The 25822-nt window shown below is 36.4% G+C and carries 27 protein-coding genes; 3 read left to right on the top strand and 24 right to left on the bottom strand.

Features of this window, described 5'->3' with window-relative positions; translation table 11 throughout:
- Nucleotides 1-2: 2 nt before the first annotated feature.
- The gene (locus JG537_RS06455; RefSeq protein WP_199544557.1) at nucleotides 3-317 is read right to left on the bottom strand and encodes an ArsR/SmtB family transcription factor; all 315 of its coding nucleotides are present in this window, start codon (nucleotides 315-317) and stop codon (nucleotides 3-5) included.
- 320 nt (nucleotides 318-637) lie between these two features.
- Here JG537_RS06455 and JG537_RS06460 point away from each other — a divergent pair, with 320 nt between their 5' ends.
- A complete protein-coding gene (locus tag JG537_RS06460) occupies nucleotides 638-1573 on the top strand; it encodes a dihydroorotate oxidase (RefSeq protein WP_132869879.1) in 936 nt (311 codons plus the stop codon).
- Nucleotides 1574-1736: 163 nt separating this feature from the next.
- On the opposite strand, the gene JG537_RS06465 is transcribed toward JG537_RS06460, so the two are convergent.
- The 23 genes from JG537_RS06465 to argF all read right to left on the bottom strand — a co-directional run bounded on the left by JG537_RS06465 (nucleotide 1737) and on the right by argF (nucleotide 22738).
- On the bottom strand, nucleotides 1737-3221 hold the full coding sequence (locus JG537_RS06465; RefSeq protein WP_199544423.1) for a peptide MFS transporter: 1485 nt from the start codon (nucleotides 3219-3221) through the stop codon (nucleotides 1737-1739).
- 327 nt (nucleotides 3222-3548) lie between these two features.
- Nucleotides 3549-3746: a hypothetical protein gene (locus tag JG537_RS06470; protein WP_132869124.1), complete on the bottom strand. Its 198-nt coding sequence runs from the start codon at nucleotides 3744-3746 to the stop codon at nucleotides 3549-3551.
- A 253-nt stretch (nucleotides 3747-3999) separates the two neighbouring features.
- On the bottom strand, nucleotides 4000-4275 hold the full coding sequence (locus tag JG537_RS06475) for an HU family DNA-binding protein (protein ID WP_009853724.1): 276 nt from the start codon (nucleotides 4273-4275) through the stop codon (nucleotides 4000-4002).
- Between the two features lie 94 nt (nucleotides 4276-4369).
- The gene (locus JG537_RS06480) at nucleotides 4370-4972 is read right to left on the bottom strand and encodes a YpmS family protein (RefSeq protein ID WP_132869125.1); all 603 of its coding nucleotides are present in this window, start codon (nucleotides 4970-4972) and stop codon (nucleotides 4370-4372) included.
- The gene (locus tag JG537_RS06485) at nucleotides 4941-5789 is read right to left on the bottom strand and encodes an SGNH/GDSL hydrolase family protein (RefSeq protein ID WP_132869126.1); all 849 of its coding nucleotides are present in this window, start codon (nucleotides 5787-5789) and stop codon (nucleotides 4941-4943) included. The genes JG537_RS06480 and JG537_RS06485 overlap by 32 nt, the downstream gene beginning before the upstream one ends.
- Nucleotides 5782-6618 (bottom strand): DegV family protein, encoded by an 837-nt coding sequence (locus tag JG537_RS06490; protein ID WP_132869127.1) that lies wholly within the window; start codon nucleotides 6616-6618, stop codon nucleotides 5782-5784. The genes JG537_RS06485 and JG537_RS06490 overlap by 8 nt, the downstream gene beginning before the upstream one ends.
- Before the next feature lie 135 nt (nucleotides 6619-6753).
- Nucleotides 6754-8412, bottom strand: coding sequence for a DNA repair protein RecN (gene recN, locus JG537_RS06495; protein WP_132869128.1), 1659 nt, complete (start codon nucleotides 8410-8412; stop codon nucleotides 6754-6756).
- 13 nt (nucleotides 8413-8425) lie between these two features.
- Complete coding sequence (locus JG537_RS06500; RefSeq protein WP_132869129.1) at nucleotides 8426-8896, bottom strand: arginine repressor; 471 nt, start codon at nucleotides 8894-8896, stop codon at nucleotides 8426-8428.
- The gene (locus tag JG537_RS06505) at nucleotides 8883-9707 is read right to left on the bottom strand and encodes a TlyA family RNA methyltransferase (RefSeq protein ID WP_132869130.1); all 825 of its coding nucleotides are present in this window, start codon (nucleotides 9705-9707) and stop codon (nucleotides 8883-8885) included. The genes JG537_RS06500 and JG537_RS06505 overlap by 14 nt, the downstream gene beginning before the upstream one ends.
- Nucleotides 9700-10569, bottom strand: a complete 870-nt coding sequence (locus tag JG537_RS06510) for a polyprenyl synthetase family protein (protein ID WP_132869131.1) — start codon at nucleotides 10567-10569, stop codon at nucleotides 9700-9702. Before JG537_RS06510 ends, JG537_RS06505 begins: the two co-directional genes overlap by 8 nt.
- Nucleotides 10569-10784 carry an exodeoxyribonuclease VII small subunit gene (locus JG537_RS06515; protein ID WP_132869132.1) on the bottom strand — a complete coding sequence of 72 codons (216 nt, stop codon included), beginning with the start codon at nucleotides 10782-10784 and terminating at the stop codon, nucleotides 10569-10571. Before JG537_RS06515 ends, JG537_RS06510 begins: the two co-directional genes overlap by 1 nt.
- Complete coding sequence (gene xseA, locus JG537_RS06520) at nucleotides 10774-12102, bottom strand: exodeoxyribonuclease VII large subunit (protein ID WP_132869133.1); 1329 nt, start codon at nucleotides 12100-12102, stop codon at nucleotides 10774-10776. The genes JG537_RS06515 and xseA overlap by 11 nt, the downstream gene beginning before the upstream one ends.
- 208 nt (nucleotides 12103-12310) lie before the next feature.
- Nucleotides 12311-12883 carry a L,D-transpeptidase gene (locus JG537_RS06525; protein ID WP_132869134.1) on the bottom strand — a complete coding sequence of 191 codons (573 nt, stop codon included), beginning with the start codon at nucleotides 12881-12883 and terminating at the stop codon, nucleotides 12311-12313.
- Between the two features lie 63 nt (nucleotides 12884-12946).
- Entirely contained in the window at nucleotides 12947-14485 is a 1539-nt protein-coding gene (locus JG537_RS06530; RefSeq protein WP_199544425.1) for a GBS Bsp-like repeat-containing protein, read from the bottom strand.
- A 313-nt stretch (nucleotides 14486-14798) separates the two neighbouring features.
- The gene (locus JG537_RS06535; protein ID WP_132869642.1) at nucleotides 14799-15632 is read right to left on the bottom strand and encodes an NAD(P)H-hydrate dehydratase; all 834 of its coding nucleotides are present in this window, start codon (nucleotides 15630-15632) and stop codon (nucleotides 14799-14801) included.
- Nucleotides 15629-16483: a bifunctional methylenetetrahydrofolate dehydrogenase/methenyltetrahydrofolate cyclohydrolase gene (locus tag JG537_RS06540; RefSeq protein WP_074964852.1), complete on the bottom strand. Its 855-nt coding sequence runs from the start codon at nucleotides 16481-16483 to the stop codon at nucleotides 15629-15631. Before JG537_RS06540 ends, JG537_RS06535 begins: the two co-directional genes overlap by 4 nt.
- Nucleotides 16484-16623: 140 nt before the next feature.
- Entirely contained in the window at nucleotides 16624-16770 is a 147-nt protein-coding gene (locus JG537_RS06545) for a FeoB-associated Cys-rich membrane protein (RefSeq protein WP_074563280.1), read from the bottom strand.
- 5 nt (nucleotides 16771-16775) lie between these two features.
- The gene (gene feoB, locus JG537_RS06550; protein ID WP_132869643.1) at nucleotides 16776-18914 is read right to left on the bottom strand and encodes a ferrous iron transport protein B; all 2139 of its coding nucleotides are present in this window, start codon (nucleotides 18912-18914) and stop codon (nucleotides 16776-16778) included.
- The gene (locus JG537_RS06555) at nucleotides 18911-19387 is read right to left on the bottom strand and encodes a FeoA family protein (RefSeq protein WP_132869644.1); all 477 of its coding nucleotides are present in this window, start codon (nucleotides 19385-19387) and stop codon (nucleotides 18911-18913) included. The genes feoB and JG537_RS06555 overlap by 4 nt, the downstream gene beginning before the upstream one ends.
- 363 nt (nucleotides 19388-19750) lie before the next feature.
- Nucleotides 19751-20485: an amino acid ABC transporter ATP-binding protein gene (locus JG537_RS06560; RefSeq protein ID WP_132870000.1), complete on the bottom strand. Its 735-nt coding sequence runs from the start codon at nucleotides 20483-20485 to the stop codon at nucleotides 19751-19753.
- Complete coding sequence (locus JG537_RS06565) at nucleotides 20485-21171, bottom strand: amino acid ABC transporter permease (RefSeq protein WP_132869999.1); 687 nt, start codon at nucleotides 21169-21171, stop codon at nucleotides 20485-20487. Before JG537_RS06565 ends, JG537_RS06560 begins: the two co-directional genes overlap by 1 nt.
- 238 nt (nucleotides 21172-21409) lie before the next feature.
- Nucleotides 21410-21640, bottom strand: coding sequence for a DUF1797 family protein (locus tag JG537_RS06570; protein WP_004230761.1), 231 nt, complete (start codon nucleotides 21638-21640; stop codon nucleotides 21410-21412).
- 117 nt (nucleotides 21641-21757) lie between these two features.
- The gene (argF, locus tag JG537_RS06575; protein ID WP_199544427.1) at nucleotides 21758-22738 is read right to left on the bottom strand and encodes an ornithine carbamoyltransferase; all 981 of its coding nucleotides are present in this window, start codon (nucleotides 22736-22738) and stop codon (nucleotides 21758-21760) included.
- 203 nt (nucleotides 22739-22941) lie between these two features.
- Here argF and JG537_RS06580 point away from each other — a divergent pair, with 203 nt between their 5' ends.
- Both JG537_RS06580 and JG537_RS06585 read left to right on the top strand, forming a co-directional pair.
- The gene (locus JG537_RS06580) at nucleotides 22942-23349 is read left to right on the top strand and encodes a hypothetical protein (protein ID WP_246454335.1); all 408 of its coding nucleotides are present in this window, start codon (nucleotides 22942-22944) and stop codon (nucleotides 23347-23349) included.
- A 126-nt stretch (nucleotides 23350-23475) separates the two neighbouring features.
- On the top strand, nucleotides 23476-25767 hold the full coding sequence (locus JG537_RS06585) for an ATP-dependent Clp protease ATP-binding subunit (protein WP_199544429.1): 2292 nt from the start codon (nucleotides 23476-23478) through the stop codon (nucleotides 25765-25767).
- The last annotated feature ends 55 nt before the right edge of the window (nucleotides 25768-25822 follow it).

Genomic DNA, 25822 nt, shown 5'->3' on the forward strand with positions numbered 1-25822 from the left:
GTTTAATCCTCCTGATAATGCTCTACAACAGACTCCAAAACTTGGCTAATATGCTTATCAGCAAGAGCATAAATCTGATTTTTTCCTTCACGTCGAACAGAAACAATTTTTAAGTTCTTTAACATCGTCAACTGATGTGAAACAGCTGACGGTGTCATCTCTAAAATTGCCGCCAATTCACTAGACTTTAATTCGCCCTTACTTAAACAGCAAATGATTTGTAAACGTGTTGTGTTTCCAAGAGCTTTAAAAAAGCTAGTAACATCATTTAACAAATCTCCCTTTAGCAATTTTTGTGATTCATTAATCTCAATCATCTTAATTATCTCCAATATCTTTTGTAAAACATTTGAACAATTACTCAAACGTTCTACTGTAATCACTGTATCACTTTCACGCATACATTTCAAGAATTAGCTAATACATTCGGTTTTTAGGTCAATTTTTCATATTTTGCTGTCAAAATATAGAAAAGTATTCAAAAAAAGCATAGAAATAGCACTAAAAACTTTCTGTTTATCTCATGAAATAAAAAAACGTTCGGAAAACACTTGATTTCACCTTAGCATAATAGTAAAATGTAACTAGCAATATCAGAAAATTCATTATTGCGTGATAATATATTTTGGAGGACTTTATGGTTTCAACCGCAACTAAAATTGGAACTTTCGATTTTGATAACTGCTTAATGAACGCTGCTGGCGTTTACTGCATGACACGAGAAGAATTAGCTGAGATTGAAGATTCTGCTGCAGGTTCATTTGTTACAAAAACAGGAACATTAACTGCACGCGATGGTAACCCTGAACCACGCTATGCTGATACAGCACTTGGTTCAATTAATTCTATGGGACTCCCTAACAACGGTTTCCAATACTATCTTGACTACGTTACTGAACTCCAAAATACACCCAATAGCAAGAATCACTTTTTGTCACTTGTAGGTATGTCTGAAGAAGAAACACACACTATCTTAAAAACTGTTCAAGCTTCTGACTACCAAGGACTTGTTGAGCTAAACCTTTCTTGTCCAAATGTTCCGGGGAAACCACAAATTGCCTACGACTTTGAAACAACTGAAAGAATTTTAAAAGATATCTTTACTTACTTTACAAAACCTCTCGGAGTTAAATTACCTCCATATTTTGACATTGCACACTTTGACCGTGCGGCAGCTATCTTTAATCAATTTCCTCTAACTTTCGTCAACTGTATTAACTCTGTCGGTAATGGTTTGGTTGTTGATGATGAAACTGTTGTGATTAAACCTAAAAATGGTTTTGGTGGTATTGGTGGTGATTATGTCAAACCAACCGCACTTGCTAATGTTCACGCATTTTATAAACGCCTAAATCCATCTATCCAAATTATTGGAACAGGTGGTGTTAAGACTGGTCGTGATGCCTTTGAACATATTTTATGCGGAGCAAGTATGGTACAGCTAGGAACAGTTCTTCACCAAGAAGGTCCTGCTGCTTTTGCACGCATTACTGATGAACTAAAAGCCATCATGGAAGAAAAAGGCTATGAAAAACTTGAAGACTTCCGTGGCAAATTAAAATACATGGACTAAACTAAAAAACGTTTGAGGCGTTTCTCAAACGTTTTTGGCTATTAGTTCTCACATCAAATTCTAAAAAGAGCGAGAACAATCGTCCCCACTCTTTTTAGGATTTGCCACCTCCTACAGTTGACATAAAAACTCTTTGATTATCAGGAAAAGAGCCTCTAAAATATTAATTATTACGCATTAAATTCAAAATTGGTTTTTTAATCAGCAACAATAGAACACCGATACCAAGACAAACAAGTCCCAAGATACCGAAGAATGCTACTTCTGTTTCCTTAGTGAAATATGGTGTAATCAAAGCATTTACTGCTTGTGAAGTTGAATCTGCCAAGAACCAAAGAGCAACCATTTGTGATTGGAAAGCAAGTGGTGCAAGTCTAGTTGAAACTGATAGACCTACTGGAGAAACTAACAATTCACCAGCCATTTGGACTGCAAACATAACTACCAACCACATGAAGCTTACACGGTTGTTTGTTCCGTATAGCATACCTGGAAGAGCCATAATCATGTAAGACACACCAGTTAATAACAATCCTAATCCAAATTTTGTAACTGCTGATGGTTGACGATCACCCATTTTGTTCCAAATCCAAACAAAAAGTGGTGTCAATACAACGATGAACAGTGGATTAAGCAATTGATACCAAGATGGATCAATATAAAAATTAATACCAAAGATAGTTGGATGTAGGTTTGAACGAGTTTCACCCCAAACAGCAATAACTGTCGCACTTTGTTCTTCAACTAACCAGAAAACGATAGAAGACAAGAACAATGGTAGGTATGCCAACAATTGTTTGCGTTCTGTGCTTGATACTTTATTTGAAGCAAACATCAAGATAAAGTAAATAAATGGGATGAAGATGCCAGCCATAGATAGAATATTGATAAAGTTATCAACGAATTTAGCTGGGTTAGCTTGGTAAAGTAAAGTTCCAGCAACTGCTAAAACAACAAAACCAATAACAGATTTAATTAATAAACCTTTTTTCTCTTCTGTCGTTAGTGGATTAGAAGGTTTGTTTCCAATTTCTGGGAATTGTTTCATTCGTCCATACCAATAAACAAATAAAGCAAATACCATACCAATAGCGGCAAGAGAGAAACCTAGGTGATAGTTGATACTTTGTCCAACTGTTCCTACTACAATAGGAGCAAGCAGTGAACCAATATTAATACCGATAACAAAGATATTGAAACCTGTGTCGCGACGAGGATCATCCGGTTCATACAAATGACCAACCATATTTGAAATATTTGGTTTTAACATCCCTGTTCCCAAGATAATCAAGAAAAGTGAGATGAAAAGAGACGTCAAGCCAAACGGAAGAGCTAAAACAATGTGCCCAAGGGTAATAAGGATACCACCCACAAGAATCGTTTGTGAAGCACCTAAAACACGGTCCGCAAACCATCCACCAATAATACCTGAAAGGTATACAAGAGCTCCATAGATACTTACAATAGCCATTGCTTGTGGCTTAGGAAGTCCTAAACCAGCATTAGCTGAAGTAACAGATGCGTACAAGTAGTAAATTAAAATCGCACGCATTCCATAGTACGAGAATCGTTCCCAAAGTTCTGTTTGGAATAAAGTAAACAAAGCCTTAGGCTGTCCAAAAAATGTTTGTTCTTTATTTTTTTCCATACCATCCATTATATAGATTTTTTTTAATTTGGGCAATAGAAATTTTATTTAAAATATTAAGTAAATTCATAAAAATCAAGCTTTTATGGGAGATTAAGCGCTTTTTTCAAAATGTTAAAAAATATCAAAAAACGCAAAATATCTGACATTATTGGCTCTAATATCGTTATTTTTTACTTCAATCAACTATCCACCATAAAAAAAGCAGTCAATAAACTTGAACCGTTTTCTTGTTTCTAAGTTCGTGAAAAAAACGTCCATTGGACGTTAACTCGCTCTCTTGTTTCTTGGCTCATGAAAAAAACGTCCACTGGACGTTTTTTTTCATCACCAATTATCCCAAAAGTCACTGTCATCTTCATCTGGGCTTGTTTCGTCATCTTCTGCTTCTTGCTCTTGCTTCAGAATTTCTCCATTTTCATCTACTTTAGGTTTCATAGCAAGTCCTACCATGATTAATATAGCTGCTTTAAAAAGAGAAAAAACGCCTAAGAAACTAACAACTAACAAAAGTGATCTATCCATGATTATAACTCTTTCCTTGTATTCTTATCATCATTAAAACCACTAATGATTTCACGATGTCTCTATGCTGATTATAGCATAAAAGACTTGAACTGCCCTTATAACAAGTGTAAATGCATAGAAACCACTGAAAGGTAATTCTATTCATTGTGCCAAAGCAACTATTTCTTTTCCCCAAAAATGCCCCAAAACATTCAAAAAAGCCTATCGAACAAGCTACAACGCTTGATATGATAGGCTTTTTAAATATTAATTATTTTACAGCGTCTTTAAGTGCTTTACCAGCTTTGAATGCAGGTACTTTTGAAGCTGCAATTTCAATTTCTTCACCAGTTTGTGGGTTACGACCTTTACGAGCTGCGCGTTCGCGAACTTCAAAGTTACCAAAACCGATTAATTGAACTTTTTCGCCTTCAGAAAGGAAGCTTTCGATTGCTGAGAATACTGCATCTACAGCTGCTGCTGAATCTTTTTTAGTAAGCTCAGTTGCTTCTGCAACTTTAGCGATTAAATCTTGTTTGTTAGCCATTTAACAAATCCTCCAATTAATTTCTAAGCGTTAACACTTTAACAAAGTCTATGATACCCAAAAATAGGCTTAAGGTCAAGTATTAAACATTTAATTAGCTGTTTTTCTTGTAAATATCGAAGTTAAATTGATCCCCAACTAAATCAATTGTTGTCGCTTTCAAAAAGATGTCAGCATCGTTTTTCAAGTTCTGAATATTGATATTAATAACAGATTCTTTCGGTAAAACTTCAACAAAATTTGGTAGGTCAACACTTGATTTTAAGTATTTCAAAACTTCTGATTCTGGCAATGTGAGTGTTCCAACTGAAAATGAGGTAATTTTTAACTGAATTGCGCCTGATTCTAGGCGACTTGGTTGGAAATAAATATAAAGTGGCACTTCATAACCCAAAAAAGTATATGTTCCCTCAAACATAATGGCTGATGAAGTTGCGTAAACACTGTAAGATGAATTTTTAGTCTGATAATCTTTCAAATAAGCCGCCACCGTATCATTTAACTGTTCACGAGTTGTTGAAACCGTCCCTACTTTGACACTCTCTACTTTCTTTGACGTAATACTTTGTGCCGCAGGTTCTCTGACTTGAATCAAGCGACTAGCAATCACTCCCACAAAAGCAATATTAACTGCTAAAATGAGAAGAAAGCCCCACTTCCACCAATTAGTCTTTGTTCCATTCTTTTTTAGTTTCATTGATTTTCTCCATTGTTACATCTGACATAATTTGATAGCCAATATTATTTGGGTGGAAATGATCTCCACTGAATAAAGCATCATTGATAACCGTTGTTTGATCACCAGATGTCGACACAATTCCTTCTTGACCATCAATTCCTTTGTAAATCTGATCGTTGATTGGAACGAAGTAAACATTATCATAGTCTTCCGTCACACTTTCAGTAGCATCATTCCAATCGTTGATAATATCTTGCATTTCCGTCATTTCAGGGAAATTCAAATAAAAGGGATTATAAATTCCCAAAATATAAATCGGCAAGTCTTCATTTTCCGTACGAGCAAGTTCGATAATTTGGCGCAAACGCTCTTGATAAGATTTGGCAGGCTTCTTAAAAGTAGAAACTGATAGTTTCGTCAAATGCTTACGAATCACCGCCATAACATCGTTACCACCGACAGTCAAAGTCATCATATCCGCTTTTTCTAGGGATTTTTGAATGTCTTGCTTATCCTTCATTCGTGTCAAAATCTGTTGGCTGGTATTTCCTGAGACCCCGTAGTTATCGTAAGAAACTTGATAGTTATAAGTATCTGTTAAACTTTGGGATAAAATTGGAACAAATCCACCTTGATTAGTAGTATCCCCGACTCCTTCTGTCAAAGAGTCCCCAATAGCCACATAACGAAATTGTTTGGCTTCTTGAGCCAAGAAATCTTTTTTCGTCAACTCCGAATCTGACTTTGGAATTAAAACATTAAAAATGACAATAAACAGAAGAAGGCTTGCCAAAAAGAAAGCAAACCCAGTTAAAAAATTCTTTTTTTTATTCATAGCGTACCATAACCGCAAAAGCGTCTTCTCCAGTGTGCGTTTGAATGATTGAACCAGTTTCTAAAACAGCAATTGGTGCACCCAAAACTTGCAGTTTTTCTTTGAAACCATTAGCCATATCTGCTGTTCCGCAGTATGAAATACCGATTTCAGCTACTTTCTTGTTAGAAGCATGCTCAATAAAGCTATCTAGCCATTTGTTAAATGTTTTAACACCACGGCCTTTGATAACTGTGTTTAATTCGCAATCAACCATTTCCATAACAACTCGAATGTTAAGGAGTGAACTAAGAAGACCCGTTACACGCCCAATACGTCCACCTTTTACCAAATTTTCAAGCGTTGACACGCCAATAAAAAGTTCTGATTTTTGACGAACTTCTTCAACTTTTGCAAGAACTTCTTCTAAGCTTGCACCTTCTTGGGCTAATTTGGCAGCTTGAACAACTTGGAATTTTTGGCATTGGTCAGTAAATGTTGAATCGATAACAGTGACATCTGCCCCAGCTAGATTAGCCCCTTGACGAGCTGCTTCAACTGTTCCTGAAAGAGTATGTGTAATGTGAATAGAAACGATGTGTTCGGCACCATTTTTCATCAGATTTTCATAAACTTCTGCAAAGACGCCAACTGGTGGTTGGCTTGTTTTAGGCAATTCCTTACTATTGCGCATCATGTTAAGGAATTTTCCTTCTTCTTTCATGTCGTTGTCAGAATAAACAACACCATCAATCATTACTGACAATGGCACAACTGTAATGTCATATTTTTCAACTAATTCTGGTTCAATCGTTAAAGATGAATCTGTAACAATTTTAATTTTACTCATTTTTTATCCTATCATACTTTCAAAACTTTATATCAAAATTTATCCTAACATTCATTATACCAAATTTTTAGCAGTTAGGGGACATTTTATAAAAGGCTATCTTATCGACAAAAAAAGAAGCACCTAGGCTTCTTTTTATTTCTTCAATAATTCACGCGCTTGTTCGCGAGCCATTTCGGTAATATCACTACCGGCAAGCATTTTAGCGATTTCTTCCACTCGTTCTTCTTCGGTCAATAGACGAACCGTTGAAACAGTCGTATTTTCATCGCTACGTTTTTCGATGAAGAATTGATAATCAGCAATAGCAATCACTTGTGGCAAATGTGAGATTGCCAAAACTTGGCCATGACTACCAATTTTATAGATTTTTTGAGCAATAGCTTGCGCTACACGTCCTGATACTCCTGTATCAACCTCGTCAAAGACAATACTTGTCTTATCTTCTTTACGTGAAAAGGCCGATTTAATCGCAAGCATCAAGCGAGAAATTTCACCACCAGAAGCTACTTTTACCAAAGGTTTGAAACCTTCACCAGGATTGGTAGAGATATAAAATTCAATAGCTTCATTACCGTCACGGTTGAATTTTCCTTTAGTGAATTGAACCTGAAAATCTGCTTTTTCCATGTATAGATCAGCTAATTCCTGCTTAATTTCTGCTTCCAAATTCTTCGCAAGTGCATGACGTTCTTGGCTGAGATTTTCAGCAGCAACAATCAATTCTTTTTCCAGGCGTTTGAGCTCTTTTTCCATATCATCAGACGACTCATCATTTCCAGTTAAAAGATTGTACTCTTTAGTGATATTCTCGTAATAATCCAAAACATCATCAACACTGCCACCGTATTTTCGAGTAATGCTGTAAATCACTTCTAAGCGGGCTTCAATCTGTTGCAAACTACCAGCATCAAAATCAAGCTCATCAATAACATCACCTAAGTGCTTAGTCACTTCTTCTAAAATATAATAAGCTTCAGAAACATTTGATGACATATCTTTGTAATCCGCATCGAATTCTTCCAAGGTCATCAAGTCGTTCATAGCTGAACGAATGTTTGACAAACTTGAAAACTCTTCATCATCAAGCATGACATAAGCATTGGTTAATGTGTCTGCGATATGTTTGTGATTTAACAACTTATCACGTTTTTGGTTTAGAGCTTGGTCTTCACCTGATTTTAGGGCAGCTGCTTCAATCTCTGCAATTTGAAATTCCAGCATTTCAATACGCGCTTTGTGCTCTTGTTCATTTTTTTGTTTTGTTAAAACACGTTTACGTAAGCTACGGTAACTTTCAAAAAGTTCTTGATATTGCTTTTTAACCGTAGCAAAATGACCGTCTCCAAACTCATCAAGCATGCGAATATGCATATTTGGCTTCATTAGTTCCTCTTGGTCATGTTGGCCATGGATATCAACCAAATATTGCCCAACAGCTCGAAGAGTTGTCAAATTAACCATCTGACCATTAATGCGACCAATTGAACGACCATTTTGCAAAATTTCACGGCGAATAATAAGTTCTTCTGTCACCTCAATGCCGTTTTCTTCCAAAATTTGCGTTAATGCAGGATTTTCACCAACCGAAAAAAGACCTTCAATTTCAGCTTTATTAGCCCCGTGTCGAATGACATCAAGACTCGCACGTGCCCCAAGCATGAGGTTCATGGCATCAATAATAATAGACTTCCCTGCACCAGTTTCACCTGTCAAAACTGTCATGCCATTTTCAAAAGTTAAGGAAATCTCCTCAATAATGGCAAAATTTTTAATGGAAATTTCTAAAAGCATAGAACGACCTTTCTTATTTGTGGTCTGTCATCCATTTACGAACTTCTTGGCGAATGGCTGCAGCACCCTCAGCTGTTTTTGTAACTACTAACAAACTATCATCATCAGCAATCACACTAAAAAGACTGTCCTTGAAATCTTCCAACAAGAAACGTTTAATCAAGCGGCTATTTCCTGGAATAACATCAAGGTTAATCATATTTTCAAGACCTACTGTTTCCTCTGAGACGGCAAGAACAGTGCTTTTAATTGGGACAGATACTTGCCCAACTTTTTTTGTTTTATCTTTTGAGAGGCCATAAATATAAGGACCATCAACCGATGGGACTTTGATGATACCAATTTCATTCATATCACGTGAAATGGTAGCTTGAGTCAAAGTTAATCCTTCAGCTTCAAGTAATTCTAGCAAATCATGCTGTGTCTCAACAGCATTTTCAGCAACAATCTTTTTAATTAATTCTAAACGTTCACTCTTTTTCATCTTTAAATTCCTTATGCGCTTTTTCTACAATTTCTGGAATCACAGTTACCACCAAATTTTGAGCATCAGCTGATTTTTCTAGATGAGCCAAAAATTCAATATTTCCATGACCACCTTGGATAGGTGAAAAATCAAGTCCCTTAACTGTAAATCCGTAATCGACAGCAAAACTTGTCACTGTTTCCAAAACTTTTTGGTGAACAGCTTTGTCACGAATAATACCATTTTTACCAATTTGATCACGCCCAGCTTCAAATTGTGGTTTAATAAGCGCCACGACCTGACCATTATCAGCCAAAATATTGTGAAGTGCTGGCAAAATCAAATTTAATGAAATAAAGCTAACGTCTATACTAGCAAAAGTTGGTTGGCCTTCTGTAAAATCAGCCAATTCTGCATAGCGGAAATTGTATTGTTCCATACTACGAACGCGTTCGTCTTGACGAAGTTTCCATACCAATTGGTTGGTACCAACATCAACTGCATAAACTAATTTCGCACCATTTTGCAACATCACATCGGTAAAACCACCTGTTGAAGCTCCGATATCAATTGTTGTTTGGCCGTCAACAGAAATACCAAAAACTTGCAAAGCCTTTTCAAGTTTTAACCCACCACGGCTAACGTATTTAAGCTTTTCACCTTTTAATTTCAATTCTGTTGCATCATCAATTTTTTCACCTGGTTTATCATAACGTTCGCCGTTAATAACATTAACAACCAAACCAGCCATTACTCCACGTTTTGCCTGCTCACGTGTCTCAAAAAGCCCTTGTTTATAGGCTAGTACATCAACTCTTTCCTTAGGCATTTAGTCGTAACCTTTCTATCATTTCTGTGATTTTTTCTGCATGCAATCCATGAGTTTTTGAGAGGTTTTTGAAAATCACTAGCGCTTGATTAAGGGATTGATCCAAAATATCATAAGATTTTTCCAAACCAAGCAAACTTGGGTAAGTCGCTTTGTCAGCTAGTAAATCTTTTTTCGGTGTTTTTCCAATTTCTTCAAAACTTGCTGTCACATCTAAGATATCATCACGAACCTGGAAAGCAAGACCAATCAAGCTACCAGCTTTACGCAAATTAGCAAGTTCTTCATCTGCAACACCAGCAACAATTCCTGCTGCCACAACAGGGAAAGTCAACAATTTTCCTGTTTTATTAGCATGAATCAATTGTAATTCTGAAAGGCTAAGCTTACGCTCTTCACCTTTCATATCAAGCATTTGACCACCAACCATGCCATAAGTACCTGAAGCATGCGACAATTCTGCAATCAATCGAACTTTGACATCAGCTGGTAGCGCAGCATTTGCCACCAAATCAAATGGGTCTAAAAAGAGACTATCTCCTGCTAAAATCGCTGTCGCTTCATCAAATTTTTTGTGATTTGTTAAACGTCCACGACGATAATCATCATCATCCATAGCTGGTAAGTCATCATGAATCAAACTACCTGTGTGAATCATTTCAAGGGCAGCAGCCACATCATAATGAGCATCTGTCAACGACAACCCAAATCCTTCTAGTAATTCTAGAAAAATCAATGGACGGATACGTTTTCCACCAGCATCAACAGAGTATAAAATTGACTCAATCAAATCTGGCGAAACCAGCTCTTTTTGTTCATAATAACGGTGAATGGCTTGACTAATTTTACTTATTTTATCCATTAGACATCCATTTCTGTTTCTGTCCCATCAGCTTGCATCACTTTAACAAGTGTTTTTTCAGCTGAATCTAGTGTTTTTTGCAATTCTTTTGAGAGAAGCATTCCTTTTTGGAATTCAGCAATAGCATCTTCCAAAGCAACGTCACCATTTTCAAGTTTTGTCACAATCGCTTCTAAATCTTGTAAATTTTCTTCAAATGTTTTTTTACTTGGCATCTTTTACCTCCACTTCAAGTTGACCGTCTTTTAATTGAACGCTTAATTGGTCGCCTTGCTTAACGTCCCTTACGCTTGAAATCACTTTTCCATCTTTTTGCACCATAGCATAACCTCTAGCGATAATTCGGCTAGTATCCAAAGATAACAGAGCATCCTGAGCCTTTTCAAACCGAGCTAATTTGCTATCATATTGGCTAGTCATATTTGATAACAAGAGACGTTTTAAGCTCTGCAATTTATCCTGATAATGTTTAATCTGACTGTCAAAATCCATAGCAATCAAACGCTGATGCAACAACTCTTGACGCTGTTTAGCTTGATTAAATTGATTTTGCATGGTATTTGTCAAAGACATGGTCAAACGATCTAACTTTTGAACATAACCATCATACAAACGTTCAGGTTGTCTAAAAATGACCGAATTAGCTAATTTATCAAGTCGTTCTTGATTTTGTTTGATGCGACGAAGACTAGCTTGATACATACGATTATCGCGTTCAGTAATCCACGAAATAATATCAGCTTTAGTCACCGGAGTAGCAAGCTCAGCTGCTGCTGTTGGTGTTGCTGCCCTACGGTCAGCCACGTAATCTGCCAAAGTCGTATCCGTCTCATGACCAACACTAGAAATAACTGGCAAGCGAGATTCAAAAATCGCTTGTACAACAATTTCTTCGTTAAAAGCCCATAAGTCTTCGATAGAACCACCACCACGACCAATAATCAAAAGGTCCAAGTCATCACGGTCATTTGCCTTTGCAATATTAGCAGCAACTTCCTGACTAGCTCCTTCCCCCTGAACTTTCGTTGGAAAAAGAAGAATTTCGACTCCTGGAAAACGACGAGACACTGTCGTAATAATATCTCGAATAACAGCTCCACTAGGACTAGTTACCACGCCGATTTTTTTAACAAATTGAGGTAAGGGGTGTTTATGACGATCATCAAAATAACCAGCCTCTGCCAATTTTTTCTTTAATTGTTCAAATTGAATCGCTAAAGCACCAATACCATCTGGCTCTGCTTTTTCAATAATAATAGAATATGATCCACTTGGTTCATAAAGTTGGACACGTCCCACAACATTGATTTTCATACCTTCTTCAAGCTCAAAACCAAGTTTTTTAAAAGTCCCTGCCCACATAGTCGCCTGAATAACCGCATTTTCATCTTTCAATGAAAAATATTGGTGTGTCGGACGACGTCGGAAATTGGAAACCTGACCTGTCAAATAAACGCGTTCCAAATAAGGATCACGATCAAACTTCAATTTAAGGTATTTTGTCAAAATCGAAACACTTAAATAATCTGACATAACAGGCTCCTTTCCTTATTTTTTCTAGCTTTATACAATTTTTGCATATCACTATTATTATATCAAATATCTTAAAAAAAAACTGTCCAGTGGACAGTTTTTTCATGAGCTTGAAAATTAGAAAGCGAGTCATGTCCAGTGGACAGTTTTTTCACGAGCCTGAAAATTAGAAAGCGAGTTATGTCTAATAGACATTTTTTCATTTTGATTAGTGGATACTAACAATGGTACCTTCGGGCATCTTCTCAAAAAGCCATTTGGCATCTTCTTTGGACAACCTCACATTGCCATCTGTACATGCTGTTCCAATTTTTTTAGTTTCTCCTTTCAAAACCTTGCCTTTCCAATCTGTCGGAAAACTTTGAAACTGAAAAGCTCCATGATCCTTAAACGATACCCAGTAACATCGTCCACGATTTAAGCTGTCATCATAAGTAAATTCCTCACGTTCAGCTTCGATAGCAAATTTTCCAGTTGGTGTTGGCGTCTCTTTAGCACCTGTAGATACCTTAGTTTTAAAAATGACTTTATTACCAGAATAAACAATCATTTTTTGTTGTGATATAGAGACCAAAATACTCAACTGGTCGTATTTTGACAAATCTGGATAAACCTTATCAACCTTAGGTTTCTTAATAGCTTTCCCCAAAGTACTCTCATCAATTCTCACCTCAGCTGATTGATGAGTCACTAACAGTTGTCGACAAAGACCATAAGCAACCACTAAATTAGCAAGAGTCAAAAGTAAAACCAAAACTCTTTTTGACAACTTCTTTCGCATTTTCCCTTTTCCCTAACATTTACTCCACCACATTTTACATTTTGGTGGAAGTAACCTCTCCTTTTAATCAATTAAAACATAACGTCTTGCGCCACTATAACTAACATAGGAAATCCATTGATGACCATCAGCGTATAGAGTCTTATCATAATGAACTTGATAACCAGCATCCAATTTAAATTCAGTCGGTGCTGACACACGCGGTTGACTCTTAACTTCTTTTGAACTAGTTAAGACATAAGTACCACTTTGTGGCATAGCTGGCGTTTGAGGTGTTTGAAGAGTTGCCTTTGTGCCTCCTACACCTTTTAAAGAACCATCAGCCTGTTCATAGTAGAGGTGAATATTATATTCACCATAATTATTTTTATGGTCGCTGACATTAACCCTTGTTTTATAACTACCATCAGCTTGTTTTGCTGCTGTATACCAAATAATATCATCTTGACCACCTTGCGTTGACCAAACAGGTACTTTAACAGCTTTCAGCTGACCTGGATTTGACACATTAGTTACCAAAACATCAAATCCTGCAGCAGATTGATTCACAATTTGTAAATCACCTGATAAAGTTCCTTCAGGAACAGTCGTTTTTGTTCCCAAAACTGCTTGTAAATGACCATCTGATTCTACATAATAGAGATGAATGTTGTAATCTCCGCGTTCATAATTGTGATCTGACAATTTCACATTGACTTTATAAGTATCGTCGTTTTGTTTGATGCCATCATACCAGATGATATCATCTTGATCATTTTTGACAGTCCAGATTGGTACTTTGACTGCTGCAATGCCTTTAGAATCAGAAACATTTGTCACAAGGACTTCAAATCCTTGGCTTGTCACATTTTGAAAATTAATTGAACCAGATAATTTTTGAACAACTTCAGGCGTTAATTTAGCAATAGCCGCATAACGACGTTGACCTGAATAAGAATTGTAAGAAATCCATTGATAACCATCTTGTGTTAAAACTTGGTCATAAAAGACACGATCACCAGCATTAGCATAAAAAGCAACTGGCGCAGAAGCTTTGGCTTCGTTTTTAACCTCTGTCTTTTGCGTATAAGTATAGTAACCTTGACTTGGTAAATTCTTTTGAGTTTTAACTGTTACTTTTGATTCTTTAACAAATGATTTTTGATTTTCCTGAGTTTCTTTTGCTAAAGCAGTCGCATCAATCGTAACAGTTTCCGTCGGTTCTGTTGACTCTGGAGTAGCCTCATTTGTAGCAGCGCTTTCCTCATTTTGTTTTTCTTCGGAAGCTTTCTGATCAGTCACTTGTTCATCATTAGCTGCTACTTGATTTTGAGTATCACCTAAACTGCTCTCTTTAGTATCATTTTCCTGACTTAGCTTTGAAGTATCTTCTCCTATTTTTTCTTCTTGGCTATCACTTGTCACAACTTGATGTTCATCGGATGCATTATCTGAATTTGCCACTTGTACCTGTGAAATAGCGTCCGCTTGTACAGAATCATCAGCAGCTACGCCTTGTCCTCCCATAAACAAAACACTGGCAATCAAAACAGATGCCACACCGACACTGTATTTACGAATTGAAAAACGTTGCTTCGTTTGATTAAATAAACCTTTTTTCATAATATCTTTCCCCTTTGATTTAAAAACATTTCCCAAAAACTTGCTTATAACCGATAATTGTTACAAATAAATTACATCAATATTTCTAAAAGAAACTTTTGATTCACTTTTGAAAACCACCAGTTTTTAGCGTTTTATCAATCATTTCGTAACTATTATCATCCTAGAATCGGCCAATTCTGCTCATATTATAGAGTAGTTTTTTACATAAGTCAACGCAAAACTGTAATATTTGTAATATTTTTGAAATATTTTATTTTTTAGACTTTCACATACAAAAAACGCACTGTCTTTCAACGATGCGTTTTACGAGTTATTCTGATAATTGTTTCATGACTTTTGGTAGAGCTGCACTGATGGTAGTCGGCAAAACAACATAAGCTTCTTTACTAAGCTGATCAGCAATATAAGAATGCAAATAAGTCGCAACTGCTACACTATCAAAATAGTTTTTTCTAAATTGTGCTACAAAACCAGCAATCATACCACAAAGTGTATCTCCCATACCACCAGTTGCTTGATATGGGCCTCCTACTGTAAACTCAGCAAGCAGTTGGTCTTGAAAAATTTGCGTGCGATGACTTTTTGCAACCAGGATTGTTTCCTTTGGAAAGTTTTCAAGAGCTTTGCGAGTATTGTCCACTGTTTGTTCTGAAATAGCTAACCCTGATAATCTTTCCCATTCTTTCTGATGTGGTGTTAAAACTAAATGGTCTGTGTTAAAAGAAAGTGGCATAGTTTTAGCAAGCAAATTTAAAGCAGAACCGTCAATAATCAGACTCTGATGCTCTGACACCTTCTCAAGTACTTGCTTAAACACTCTGCTAGCTTTGCTATTTTCGCTTAAACCAGGACCAACCAAAACCACATCTGCTTTTATCAAATTTTCCTCAAAAAGCTCTTTATCTTCACAATCAAAAGCCATAGTTTCTGGAAGATGAGCGTGCAAAGCTGTAATATTGTCACGCTCTGTAGCTACTGTAACAAGACCAGCTCCGCTCTTGACACAGGCCAAAGCTGACATAATAATAGCACCGCCATAAGGGTAAAATCCACCAATCAAAAGTACACGTCCATACGTTCCCTTATGAGAATTAGCCTGACGTTTGGTAACAACTTGACGCGCTAACTGTTCATCAATAATCATGCTTTCACACTTCTAAGAGCTGATTGATAGGTTTGCTCCATAAGCATCGTAATTGTCATCGGTCCAACACCTCCAGGGACTGGAGTGATGAGACTAGCTACAGGTTCTACTTCATCGAATTTAACGTCACCAATTAACTTGCCATTTTCATCACGGTTCATGCCGACATCGATAACCACAGCACCTTCTTTGACAAATTCCTTAGTCACAAAATGTCCTTGCCCAATAGCCACAATCAAAACATCTGCTTGTTTGGTTACACGCGCTAAATCACGTGTTCGTGAGTGTGCTAAGGTTACTGTTGCATTTTTATCAAGCAACAACTGAGCCATTGGTTTTCCAACGATATTTGAGCGTCCGATGATAACTGCAGTTTTACCTTCTAAATCGACTTCATAAGCGCGCAACAACTCCATAATACCAGCTGGTGTACATGGCACCATCACAGGTCGACCATTCCAAAGATGACCAGTATTGATTGGATGGAAACCATCCACATCTTTTTTAGGATCAATTGCCAGAATCACACGTTTATCGTTGATATGAGCAGGAAGCGGCAATTGCACCAAAATACCGTGGAAACGATCATCGTTATTATATTGCTCAATAACTTGAATCAATTCTTCTTCACTTGTTGATTCAGACAAACGAACTGTTTCGCTCAAAAATCCAGCTTTCTTTGCCGAACGCTCCTTATTTCGTACATAAACTTGGCTAGCCGGATCATCACCAACCAAAATAACCACCAAACCAGGCACAATACCAGCTTCAGCTTTTAATTTTTCAACCTTCTCAACTAGTTCATTTTGCATTTTAGCAGCTAAAGCTTTTCCATCTATAAGTGTTGCCATGAAATTCTCCTGAAGATATATTTCTTTTATTATACCAGAAAGCGACTTCATAATAAAATATTTTTTAATGAATTATCAGAATATTCTATAAAAAATACAATAAAAAGAAATACCTGCTCAGCCGAGCAAGTATTCTTCTGTTATTTCATTTTCACACTTTTATGTTGGCTATCTTTTACAGGACAAGAACAATTGCAATCACCACAAGAGCCTTTACCCTTGATGAAACTACGTAAGCCCATAAAGACAGCAAATGCAATTAGCAATGCAATAATAATAGTCGCCATAAAAATTATTCTCCAACTTTTTCTAGATTATCTAATGTAATCACTTCTTCTTTTTCTTGTGCTGGTTTTCTAACGATAAAGTAAATAATCGCAATGAACAATGCCAAAGCAACAATTGTCCAGAAGTTCACACCTTTTCCATAGAAAAGAACAAGACCAAATTGATAGATAATCAAACTAACAACATAAGCAAGACCTGTTTGGAAACCAATAGCTCCAAGTGTCCACTTAGTATCACCCATTTCACGTTTGATTGCTCCCATTGCAGCAAAACATGGTGCGCAAAGGAGGTTGAAAATCAAGAATGAGAAGGCTGCAAGTGATGTATAATCCAATTGCAAAGCATGGTACAAACCATGAGTTGTACTATCATTATACAAAATACCAAAAGTACCGACAACAGCTTCTTTAGCAGCAAGACCTGTTGCTGCAGCAACTGTAGCCTTCCAGTTACCAAATCCAAGTGGTTCAAAGAGCCAAGAAATCAATTTACCAAGTGAAGCCAAGATAGAATGATCAGTATCAACCGCTTGGAAAGTGAAATTATATGTAGACATGAACCAAATAATAACTGTCAAACTAAAGATAACTGTACCTGCGCGTTTAACAAAGCTGAGAGCTTTTCCAAAAGCATAACGAAGAACACTCATCATTTTTGGCATGTGATAAGCTGGTAATTCCATGATAAATGGACTCACATAACTACCAAGTAATTTCGTTTTCTTAAGCGCAATCCCTGAAAGGATAATTGTAATAACACCAATAAAGTAAGTAGATGGTGCAACGATTGGATTATCAGGGAAGAAAGCACCTGCAATCAAAGCGATAATCGCTAATTTAGCAGAACATGGCATGAATGTTGCTGTCATGATAGTGATGCGGCGGTCACGTTCATTTTCAATGGTACGACTTGCCATAACAGCTGGTACACCACAACCTGTTGCAATCAACATTGGAATAAATGATTTACCTGACAAACCAAAACGTCTGAAGACACGGTCCATAACAAATGCAATACGACTCATGTATCCAATATCTTCCAAAATACCTAGACAGATAAAGAGAACAAAGATTTGAGGCAAAAAACCAAGAACTGTTCCGACACCAGCTACAATACCATCGATGATAAGTGATTCAAGCCATCCTGAAACATGAAGAGCATCAAGACCAGATTGAACCCACCCAGGAACTAACTCTCCAAAGAGAACGTCGTTAACCCAGTCAGTTCCCATTGTACCAACAGTTTGAATTGATAGGTAGTAAACCAAGAACATTACAACAGCAAAAATTGGTAAGGCCAAGATACGATTTGTTACAATTCGGTCAATTTTATCAGAAACTGTCATTTTGAAATTGCTATCTTGGTTTTGAGCCATTTTAGCAACTCTTTCAATAAATGCGTAACGTTCATTGATAACGATAGATTCAGAATCCTCTGTAAAGATTTCTTCTGTAATCTTAATCACTTGGTTAATTTCACCTTTTTGGAAATCAGACAAAGTAATTTCTTCTTGTACCAAAGTGTCACGTTCAAATAATTTAATGGCATAAAAACGTGCTGAACGTTCTGGAACAACATCTCCCAGAATATCAATAATTTGTTTGATAGCAGCTTCAAACTGATTGCTGTAAGTTGGGAACTGAATAAGATCAGTACTAGCTTTTGTCGTATTAGCTGCTTTTTTGATAGCTTTATCAACACCAGTATTTTTAATCGCACTTGTTGAAATAACTGGCACACCCAATTGATAAGAAAGTTTATCAATGTTAATTGTTTTTCCTTGAGCTTTCAAAGTATCACTCATATTAAGAGCAACAGTTACAGGAATTCCTGTTTCAATCAATTGAGTAGTCAAGTAAAGATTACGTTCCAAGTTTGTCGCATCAACAACGTTAAGAATGCTGTCAGCATCATTACTCAATAAATAATCACGCGCAACTTTTTCTTCAGGCGTGTAAGGTGACATTGAATAAATCCCTGGTAAATCTTGGACTTTCCAATCAGCGTGTTTTTTGACTGTTCCGCTTTTACGCTCAACCGTAACACCAGGCCAGTTACCAACACGTTGACTTGTTCCTGTCAATAAGTTAAATAGACTTGTTTTACCACTATTCGGATTACCGATTAAGGCTATCTCTGTCATTTTTCCTCCTCGCTATCTACTTTAACGACACTAATCATTTGCGCTTCAGACTTACGAAGTGTCAATTCGTAACCGCGTAAACTAATTTCAATTGGGTCTCCTAAAGGAGCAACTTTACGCAAGTAAACTTTTGTGTGACGTGTCAAGCCCATATCCATAAGGCGACGTTTAACTTCATTCATTGCATAAATACCGTCAACGTAAGCATACTCACCAACTTTTAGTTCTGAAAGAGGAAGTGATAAAAGAGCACCTTCTTCTTCTGTGACATCAATTTGACTTAAAATCGATTGATCAAAAGCCAAACGGCTTGATTTAAGCATAACAATCGCACTAGTTGGCGTTTTAGAAATCACTTTAAGTGAGGCACCAACCTTTAGCCCCAAATCTGACAAGTGTCTAACACTCTCATCAGGTAAATTAATACTGACAATAGTGTAAGGAATACCAACTTTCGCATTCTGCAAAATCAAATTTCTTGACCTCCCCAATTTTTTTTGATAAAATATTTAATCTTCCGTCCGAATCATTATATCATAAAGATGAAAGAAAAGAACCATAAAAATTAAATTTTTCTTTATTTATACACTAATTAGAATCATTCTAAATAAATATAGTTATTATTTATAATCGTTATAATATAGCTGTTTTCACAACCTTTTCAACAACTTTCTAACTCTTAAAAATAACTAAAGCATAAAAATTAAGTGTGCTTAATGTATAAAAATAGCCATAAAACTTTTATTTTTCTATCATTTTTAAGAGGGGTTAATTTTATATTCTTTATAATCAAAAAACCTCAGCTGAGTTTTTAGACTCAACTGAGGTATTTTTTACTATAAAACTTTACTCAAGAAATCTTTTGTACGAGCTTCTTTGGTTTGTTCAAAAACTTCTTCTGGCGTCCCTTGTTCAACAATGACACCTCCGTCCATGAAGATAACACGGTCAGCTACTTCACGTGCAAATCCCATTTCATGGGTAACAATCGCCATTGTCATCCCAGATTTCGCCAAATCTTGCATAACACCAAGCACTTCACCAACCATTTCTGGGTCAAGCGCTGATGTAGGTTCGTCAAAGAGCAAGACATCTGGATCCATAGCAAGTCCACGCGCAATCGCAATACGTTGTTGTTGACCACCTGACAAACTAGCTGGATAAGCATTTGCTTTGTCGCGAAGCCCAACTTTATCTAGCAAATCATAGGCTTTTGCTTCTGCTTCTGCCTTAGCTATACCTTTTGTCTTAATTGGTGACAAAGTAATATTTTCAAGAACTGTCATATTTGGGAAAAGATTAAATTGTTGGAAAACCATTCCCATTTTTTCACGCATTTTGAAAATGTCGTTCTTCTTATCTGTAATATCAACACCTTCAAAGGTAATCACACCTTTCGTAGGTGTTTCAAGCAAATTCATTGTACGAAGGAAAGTTGATTTTCCTGATCCAGAAGGTCCGATGATAACAACAACTTCACCAGCTTTAATATCAAGATCAATTCCTTTTAATACTTCATTTTTACCGAAATACTTATGAAGTCCCTTAATTGAAATAAGTGTTTCTGACATTAGTTGTTACCTCCATTTCCCATACGTTTTTCAAGTCGTTTTACTAAAAATGACATTACAGTGGTTACCATGAGGTAATAGAAAGCAGCAAACAACAATGGCGTGATTGGTAGATAAGTAGCTGTTACGACTGATTGTGCACCATTCCACAATTCCATAACACCGATTGTTTGAAGAAGTGAACTATCTTTAATAATCGTGATAAACTCGTTACCAAGGGCAGGTAAGATATTTTTAAGTGCTTGTGGCAAGATAACGTAACGCATAGCATTTACAGGACGAATTCCTAGTGAATAAGCTGCTTCAAGTTGACCTTTTGGCACAGCTTCGATACCCGCACGAACAATTTCAGAAATATATGCACCACTGTTTAGTGAAATAATAATGATACCTGGAAGTAAACGTGAGAAGTCAAGATCCAAAACACCAAAACCAACAATTGGTGCATTACTAAAATGCATCCAAGCAAAGGCAATCATGATTTGAACAACCATCGGAGTCCCACGAAAGACCCAAACATAAAAACTTGCAATCCAATTTAAAATTTTAATATTTGTACGTTTAACTAAAGCAACCAAGATACCAATGATTGTCCCAAAAAAGACAACACATGCTGAAATCATAATGGTTACAAGGACACCATAGTTAAAATAAGCCCAATACTTTGGTAAAAATGAAAAATCCATTTGTGTCTCCTATAAGCAATAATCAATTAATTATAACATATGTTGAATAAAAATACCAACCATTCAAGAAGCTGTAAACTAGCGTAAAAGATTGATACAACAACATCTATGATACTTCGCTTAAAAGCAAATAAAAATAAAAAGCCTAGGAATACCTAGACTCTTATCAATTCAAAATAGCAATATAAGAAAGCACAGAAACCACACTTCAAATACTGTGTCTGAATTTTTCTTTATCTTAGTAAAGAAGGTCGTAAATTTCCATTGCGATCAAATCAATGCTGTCAAATGAGTAAGACTCACGTGCTTCAACATCACGCAAAGTGAAAACTGGACCATTTTCAGGGTCATTGCTGAAAGACACTTCTGCCACAACGACACCATCACGTTCAAAATTACGTTTAAGATTGCTACCATCAGTCGTCATTAATTCAAGACGGTTGATAATTCTCACCAAATGTGATTCCATGACTATTCTCCTCTTCGTTTATTGTCTTTACTATTTTAACATAATTTCTACTAAACAAACAACAATGGAGTGCATTTTCTCACATTTATAACAATTTCTCGTCAAAAAAGAACGCCTTTAAATTTCATTAAGAGAATTATACATGATAGCCTTGATAGAATGCATACGGTTTTCTGCTTCTTGGAAGATAACTGTGCTGTATTTTTGGAAGACTTCATCAGTAATTTCAAGTTCAGCTAAACCATATTTTTCATAGATTTCTTGACCAATTTCAGTATTCAAATCATGGAAAGCTGGTAAGCAATGCATGACAATAACATCTGGATTTCCTGTCTTTTCAACTAAATCAGCATTAATTTGATAAGGTAACAAAAGATCAATACGTTCTTTAAAATCAACTTTTTCACCCATTGACACCCAAACATCTGTATACAGCATATCAACACCTTTAACAGCATCAAGGTCATCCGTAATGGTCAACTCAGCTCCATTATTGTGTTGTTCAGCAATTTCGATGATTTCTTTTTCAGGTTGCAAACTACTTGGAGCGATGATTTTAACATTAACGCCAAGAATAGCTGAAGTTACTAGCAAAGAGTTTGCCATGTTATTACGTCCATCACCCACATATGCAATGGTAAGCCCTTCAAGTTTTCCAAAAATTTCTTTCAAAGTCATAAAATCAGCAATCATCTGAGTTGGATGCCAAGTATCAGTCAATCCGTTCCACACAGGCACACCAGAGAATTCTGCCAAAGCTTCCACATCTTCTTGTTTAAAACCACGATATTCAATACCATCAAACATTGAACCTAGAACTTTTGCTGTATCAATGACTGATTCTTTTTTACCAAGTTGAATTTCGCTGCTACCAAGATAGGTTACATTCATTCCCAAATCTTGTCCAGCAACTGTAAAAGCAGAGCGTGTTCTTGTACTTGTCTTTTCAAAAATAAGTGCGATATTGAGACCTTCTAAATATTTATGAGTTATTTTTTTCTTTTTTAAATCTTTAAATTTCAATCCTAAATCAATTAGATTAACAAGCTCATCCTTAGTAAAATCAATCTCTTTCAAAAACGAATTATTAAAAACCATACGCTAATCCATCCTTTTCTCCTTGAATAATATACTTAATTTTAGCATAATTATACACTTTGTCAAGCCTATTTTGAATAAAAATAAATTTTATTTCTTATTGTGTCATTTATAATTGAAACGAAGAATTGGACGAATACCGTGAATAAGAGATTAACCGAATTGGAAATAAATTATTTATTTCTTTACTTCTCTTTGAATTTTTGGCAACGTTCTTAGCAATCTTATTCAGCGATAAAGGAACCGTACCTCTTCTGATTTACCTCTACTGCAATGCCTTTATCATTATCTTTGTCACGCCAATTCTTATCATGACAATGCTGACCAATAGAGACTTACAGGGACCTCTTGAAGTCCCTAGAGATAAGCTTGAGAAAGAGCGTCAAAAAGCTAAGAAAAAAGGCTGGCTTAGTGGAGTTATTTTTGCCATTTTTATGCTTGTTTTTAACATGTTTAGCAAATGGCAAGAAGGTGAAAATCCTTTTGAAATCTTGTTCAATCCTCTCTTCTTAAGTATCTTCATTTTTTCTGGTTTTATCTTTGGAGCTATTATGGGGTCTATGGCTGCTAGTCAAATTGACCCTGAAAAAAAATTAGCACTCTTTTTATAAGAGTGCTAATTTTTTAATGCTTTTTACTTGATTTCCTAATAGCTAGTGCTATAATGGAAGTATGAAATCTGACTATCTTTGACCTTTAGTCTTTTAGTCAGACATTACGAAAGGAGGGTATTTTATATGCTCTGTCAAAATTGTCATTTAAATGAATCTACCATTCACCTGTATACAAATGTCAATGGGCAGCAAAGACAAATTGATTTGTGCCAAAACTGCTATCAAATCATGAAAACTGACCCAAATAATGCAATCTTAGGAGGATTAGGAGGTAATCCTCAATCTTCTTCTAACCAAACCAACCAATCAACGAATCCTTTTGATGATTTCTTTAACAATCTCAGTGGCTTCCCAGCATTTGGTAGTCAAGGATTTCAAAATACTCCTCCAACACAAGCTGGTGGAGGCAATGGAAATAATGGACGAGGAGGAAATGGAAACAATAATTTCCGTCCTAATGGTCCAGCTCAACAACAAGAACCTAAAGGTTTACTAGAAGAATTCGGAATCAACGTCACTGATATTGCCCGTCGTGGTGATATTGACCCTGTCATCGGACGCGACTCTGAGATTGTACGTGTTATCGAAATTCTTAACCGCCGTACAAAGAACAATCCTGTCCTTATTGGTGAACCTGGTGTCGGTAAAACTGCCGTTGTTGAAGGTTTGGCCCAAAAAATCGTTGACGGAAATGTTCCACAAAAACTTCAAAATAAACAAGTTATCCGTCTCGATGTTATCAGTCTTGTTCAAGGTACTGGTATTCGAGGACAATTCGAAGAACGTATGCAAAAACTCATGGAAGAAATCCGTGAACGTAAAGATGTTATCCTCTTCATCGATGAAATCCATGAAATCGTTGGTGCTGGTAACGCCGGAGATGGCAACATGGATGCCGGTAACATTTTGAAACCAGCTCTTGCTCGTGGAGAACTTCAATTAGTCGGTGCTACTACTCTTAACGAATACCGTATCATCGAAAAAGATGCTGCACTTGAACGCCGTATGCAACCCGTTAAAGTTGACGAACCAAGCGTTGAAGAAACAATCACTATTCTTCGCGGTATCCAAAAGAAATATGAAGATTACCATCATGTCAAATACAGCGACGATGCTATCGAAGCTGCAGCTAATCTGTCAAATCGCTACATCCAAGACCGCTTCCTTCCAGATAAAGCCATTGACTTGCTAGATGAAGCAGGTTCTAAAATGAACTTAACATTGAACTTTGTTGATCCAAAAGAAATTGACAAACGTTTGGTTCAAGCCGAAAACCTAAAAACTCAAGCTACTCGTGAAGAAGATTATGAACGCGCAGCTTATTTCCGAGATCAAATTGCTAAATACAAGGAAATGCAAAAACAAACCATCAACGAAGATGACATTCCAGTAATTACTGAAAAAACCATTGAAGCTATCGTTGAAGAAAAAACAAATATTCCTGTTGGTGATTTGAAAGAAAAAGAACAATCACAATTAATTCACCTTGCTGATGACTTGAAAGAACACGTTATTGGTCAAGATGAAGCTGTCGATAAGATTGCTAAAGCTATCCGTCGTAACCGTGTTGGTCTTGGTACACCAAATCGACCAATTGGTTCATTCCTCTTTGTCGGACCAACTGGTGTTGGTAAAACAGAATTGTCTAAACAGCTAGCTATTGAACTTTTTGGTTCAGCAGATAGCATGATTCGCTTTGACATGTCTGAATACATGGAAAAACACGCTGTCGCTAAACTTGTTGGTGCCCCTCCAGGATATGTTGGTTACGAAGAAGCTGGTCAGTTGACTGAAAAAGTTCGTCGTAATCCATACTCACTCATTCTTCTTGACGAAGTTGAAAAAGCACATCCTGACGTTATGCACATGTTCTTGCAAGTTCTTGATGATGGTCGCTTGACTGACGGTCAAGGACGTACCGTAAGCTTTAAAGATACTATTATCATCATGACATCTAATGCTGGTACTGGTAAAACAGAAGCTTCAGTTGGTTTCGGTGCTGCACGCGAAGGACGTACTAATTCTGTTCTTGGACAACTTGGTGACTTCTTCAGTCCTGAATTCATGAACCGTTTTGATGGTATTATTGAATTTAAGGCATTAAGCAAAGATAACCTCCTTCATATCGTTAACCTTATGCTTGACGATGTCAATAACCGTTTAGCAACTAACGATATTCATCTTGAAGTAACTAATAAAGTTAAAGAAAAACTTGTCGACCTTGGTTACGATCCTAAGATGGGAGCTCGTCCATTACGTCGTACTATCCAAGATTATATCGAAGATGCTATTACCGACTTCTACCTTGAACACCCAACTGAAAAAGATTTGAAGGCAGTGATGACAAGTAACGGTAAAATTGTCATTAAATCAGCTAAAAAAGTTGAAAAAGAAGAAACTGTCTCAGCAGAATAATAAATTTAGCCTAGAAAATCAAATTTTCTAGGCTTTTTTATATCAACCAATTATC

The sequence above is a fragment of the Streptococcus vicugnae genome, assembly GCF_016461705.1.
GTDB classification, from domain to species: domain Bacteria; phylum Bacillota; class Bacilli; order Lactobacillales; family Streptococcaceae; genus Streptococcus; species Streptococcus vicugnae.

What these genes read in the sequence shown, in the direction of transcription:
- JG537_RS06455 (WP_199544557.1), bottom strand. Translation starts at nt 317, where the DNA reads ATGATTGAGATTAATGAATCACAAAAATTGCTAAAGGGAGATTTGTTA.
- JG537_RS06460 (WP_132869879.1), top strand. Translation starts at nt 638, where the DNA reads ATGGTTTCAACCGCAACTAAAATTGGAACTTTCGATTTTGATAACTGC.
- JG537_RS06465 (WP_199544423.1), bottom strand. Translation starts at nt 3,221, where the DNA reads ATGGAAAAAAATAAAGAACAAACATTTTTTGGACAGCCTAAGGCTTTG.
- JG537_RS06470 (WP_132869124.1), bottom strand. Translation starts at nt 3,746, where the DNA reads ATGGATAGATCACTTTTGTTAGTTGTTAGTTTCTTAGGCGTTTTTTCT.
- JG537_RS06475 (WP_009853724.1), bottom strand. Translation starts at nt 4,275, where the DNA reads ATGGCTAACAAACAAGATTTAATCGCTAAAGTTGCAGAAGCAACTGAG.
- JG537_RS06480 (WP_132869125.1), bottom strand. Translation starts at nt 4,972, where the DNA reads ATGAAACTAAAAAAGAATGGAACAAAGACTAATTGGTGGAAGTGGGGC.
- JG537_RS06485 (WP_132869126.1), bottom strand. Translation starts at nt 5,789, where the DNA reads ATGAATAAAAAAAAGAATTTTTTAACTGGGTTTGCTTTCTTTTTGGCA.
- JG537_RS06490 (WP_132869127.1), bottom strand. Translation starts at nt 6,618, where the DNA reads ATGAGTAAAATTAAAATTGTTACAGATTCATCTTTAACGATTGAACCA.
- recN (WP_132869128.1), bottom strand. Translation starts at nt 8,412, where the DNA reads ATGCTTTTAGAAATTTCCATTAAAAATTTTGCCATTATTGAGGAGATT.
- JG537_RS06500 (WP_132869129.1), bottom strand. Translation starts at nt 8,896, where the DNA reads ATGAAAAAGAGTGAACGTTTAGAATTAATTAAAAAGATTGTTGCTGAA.
- JG537_RS06505 (WP_132869130.1), bottom strand. Translation starts at nt 9,707, where the DNA reads ATGCCTAAGGAAAGAGTTGATGTACTAGCCTATAAACAAGGGCTTTTT.
- JG537_RS06510 (WP_132869131.1), bottom strand. Translation starts at nt 10,569, where the DNA reads ATGGATAAAATAAGTAAAATTAGTCAAGCCATTCACCGTTATTATGAA.
- JG537_RS06515 (WP_132869132.1), bottom strand. Translation starts at nt 10,784, where the DNA reads ATGCCAAGTAAAAAAACATTTGAAGAAAATTTACAAGATTTAGAAGCG.
- xseA (WP_132869133.1), bottom strand. Translation starts at nt 12,102, where the DNA reads ATGTCAGATTATTTAAGTGTTTCGATTTTGACAAAATACCTTAAATTG.
- JG537_RS06525 (WP_132869134.1), bottom strand. Translation starts at nt 12,883, where the DNA reads ATGCGAAAGAAGTTGTCAAAAAGAGTTTTGGTTTTACTTTTGACTCTT.
- JG537_RS06530 (WP_199544425.1), bottom strand. Translation starts at nt 14,485, where the DNA reads ATGAAAAAAGGTTTATTTAATCAAACGAAGCAACGTTTTTCAATTCGT.
- JG537_RS06535 (WP_132869642.1), bottom strand. Translation starts at nt 15,632, where the DNA reads ATGATTATTGATGAACAGTTAGCGCGTCAAGTTGTTACCAAACGTCAG.
- JG537_RS06540 (WP_074964852.1), bottom strand. Translation starts at nt 16,483, where the DNA reads ATGGCAACACTTATAGATGGAAAAGCTTTAGCTGCTAAAATGCAAAAT.
- JG537_RS06545 (WP_074563280.1), bottom strand. Translation starts at nt 16,770, where the DNA reads ATGGCGACTATTATTATTGCATTGCTAATTGCATTTGCTGTCTTTATG.
- feoB (WP_132869643.1), bottom strand. Translation starts at nt 18,914, where the DNA reads ATGACAGAGATAGCCTTAATCGGTAATCCGAATAGTGGTAAAACAAGT.
- JG537_RS06560 (WP_132870000.1), bottom strand. Translation starts at nt 20,485, where the DNA reads ATGTCAGAAACACTTATTTCAATTAAGGGACTTCATAAGTATTTCGGT.
- JG537_RS06565 (WP_132869999.1), bottom strand. Translation starts at nt 21,171, where the DNA reads ATGGATTTTTCATTTTTACCAAAGTATTGGGCTTATTTTAACTATGGT.
- JG537_RS06570 (WP_004230761.1), bottom strand. Translation starts at nt 21,640, where the DNA reads ATGGAATCACATTTGGTGAGAATTATCAACCGTCTTGAATTAATGACG.
- argF (WP_199544427.1), bottom strand. Translation starts at nt 22,738, where the DNA reads ATGGTTTTTAATAATTCGTTTTTGAAAGAGATTGATTTTACTAAGGAT.
- JG537_RS06585 (WP_199544429.1), top strand. Translation starts at nt 23,476, where the DNA reads ATGCTCTGTCAAAATTGTCATTTAAATGAATCTACCATTCACCTGTAT.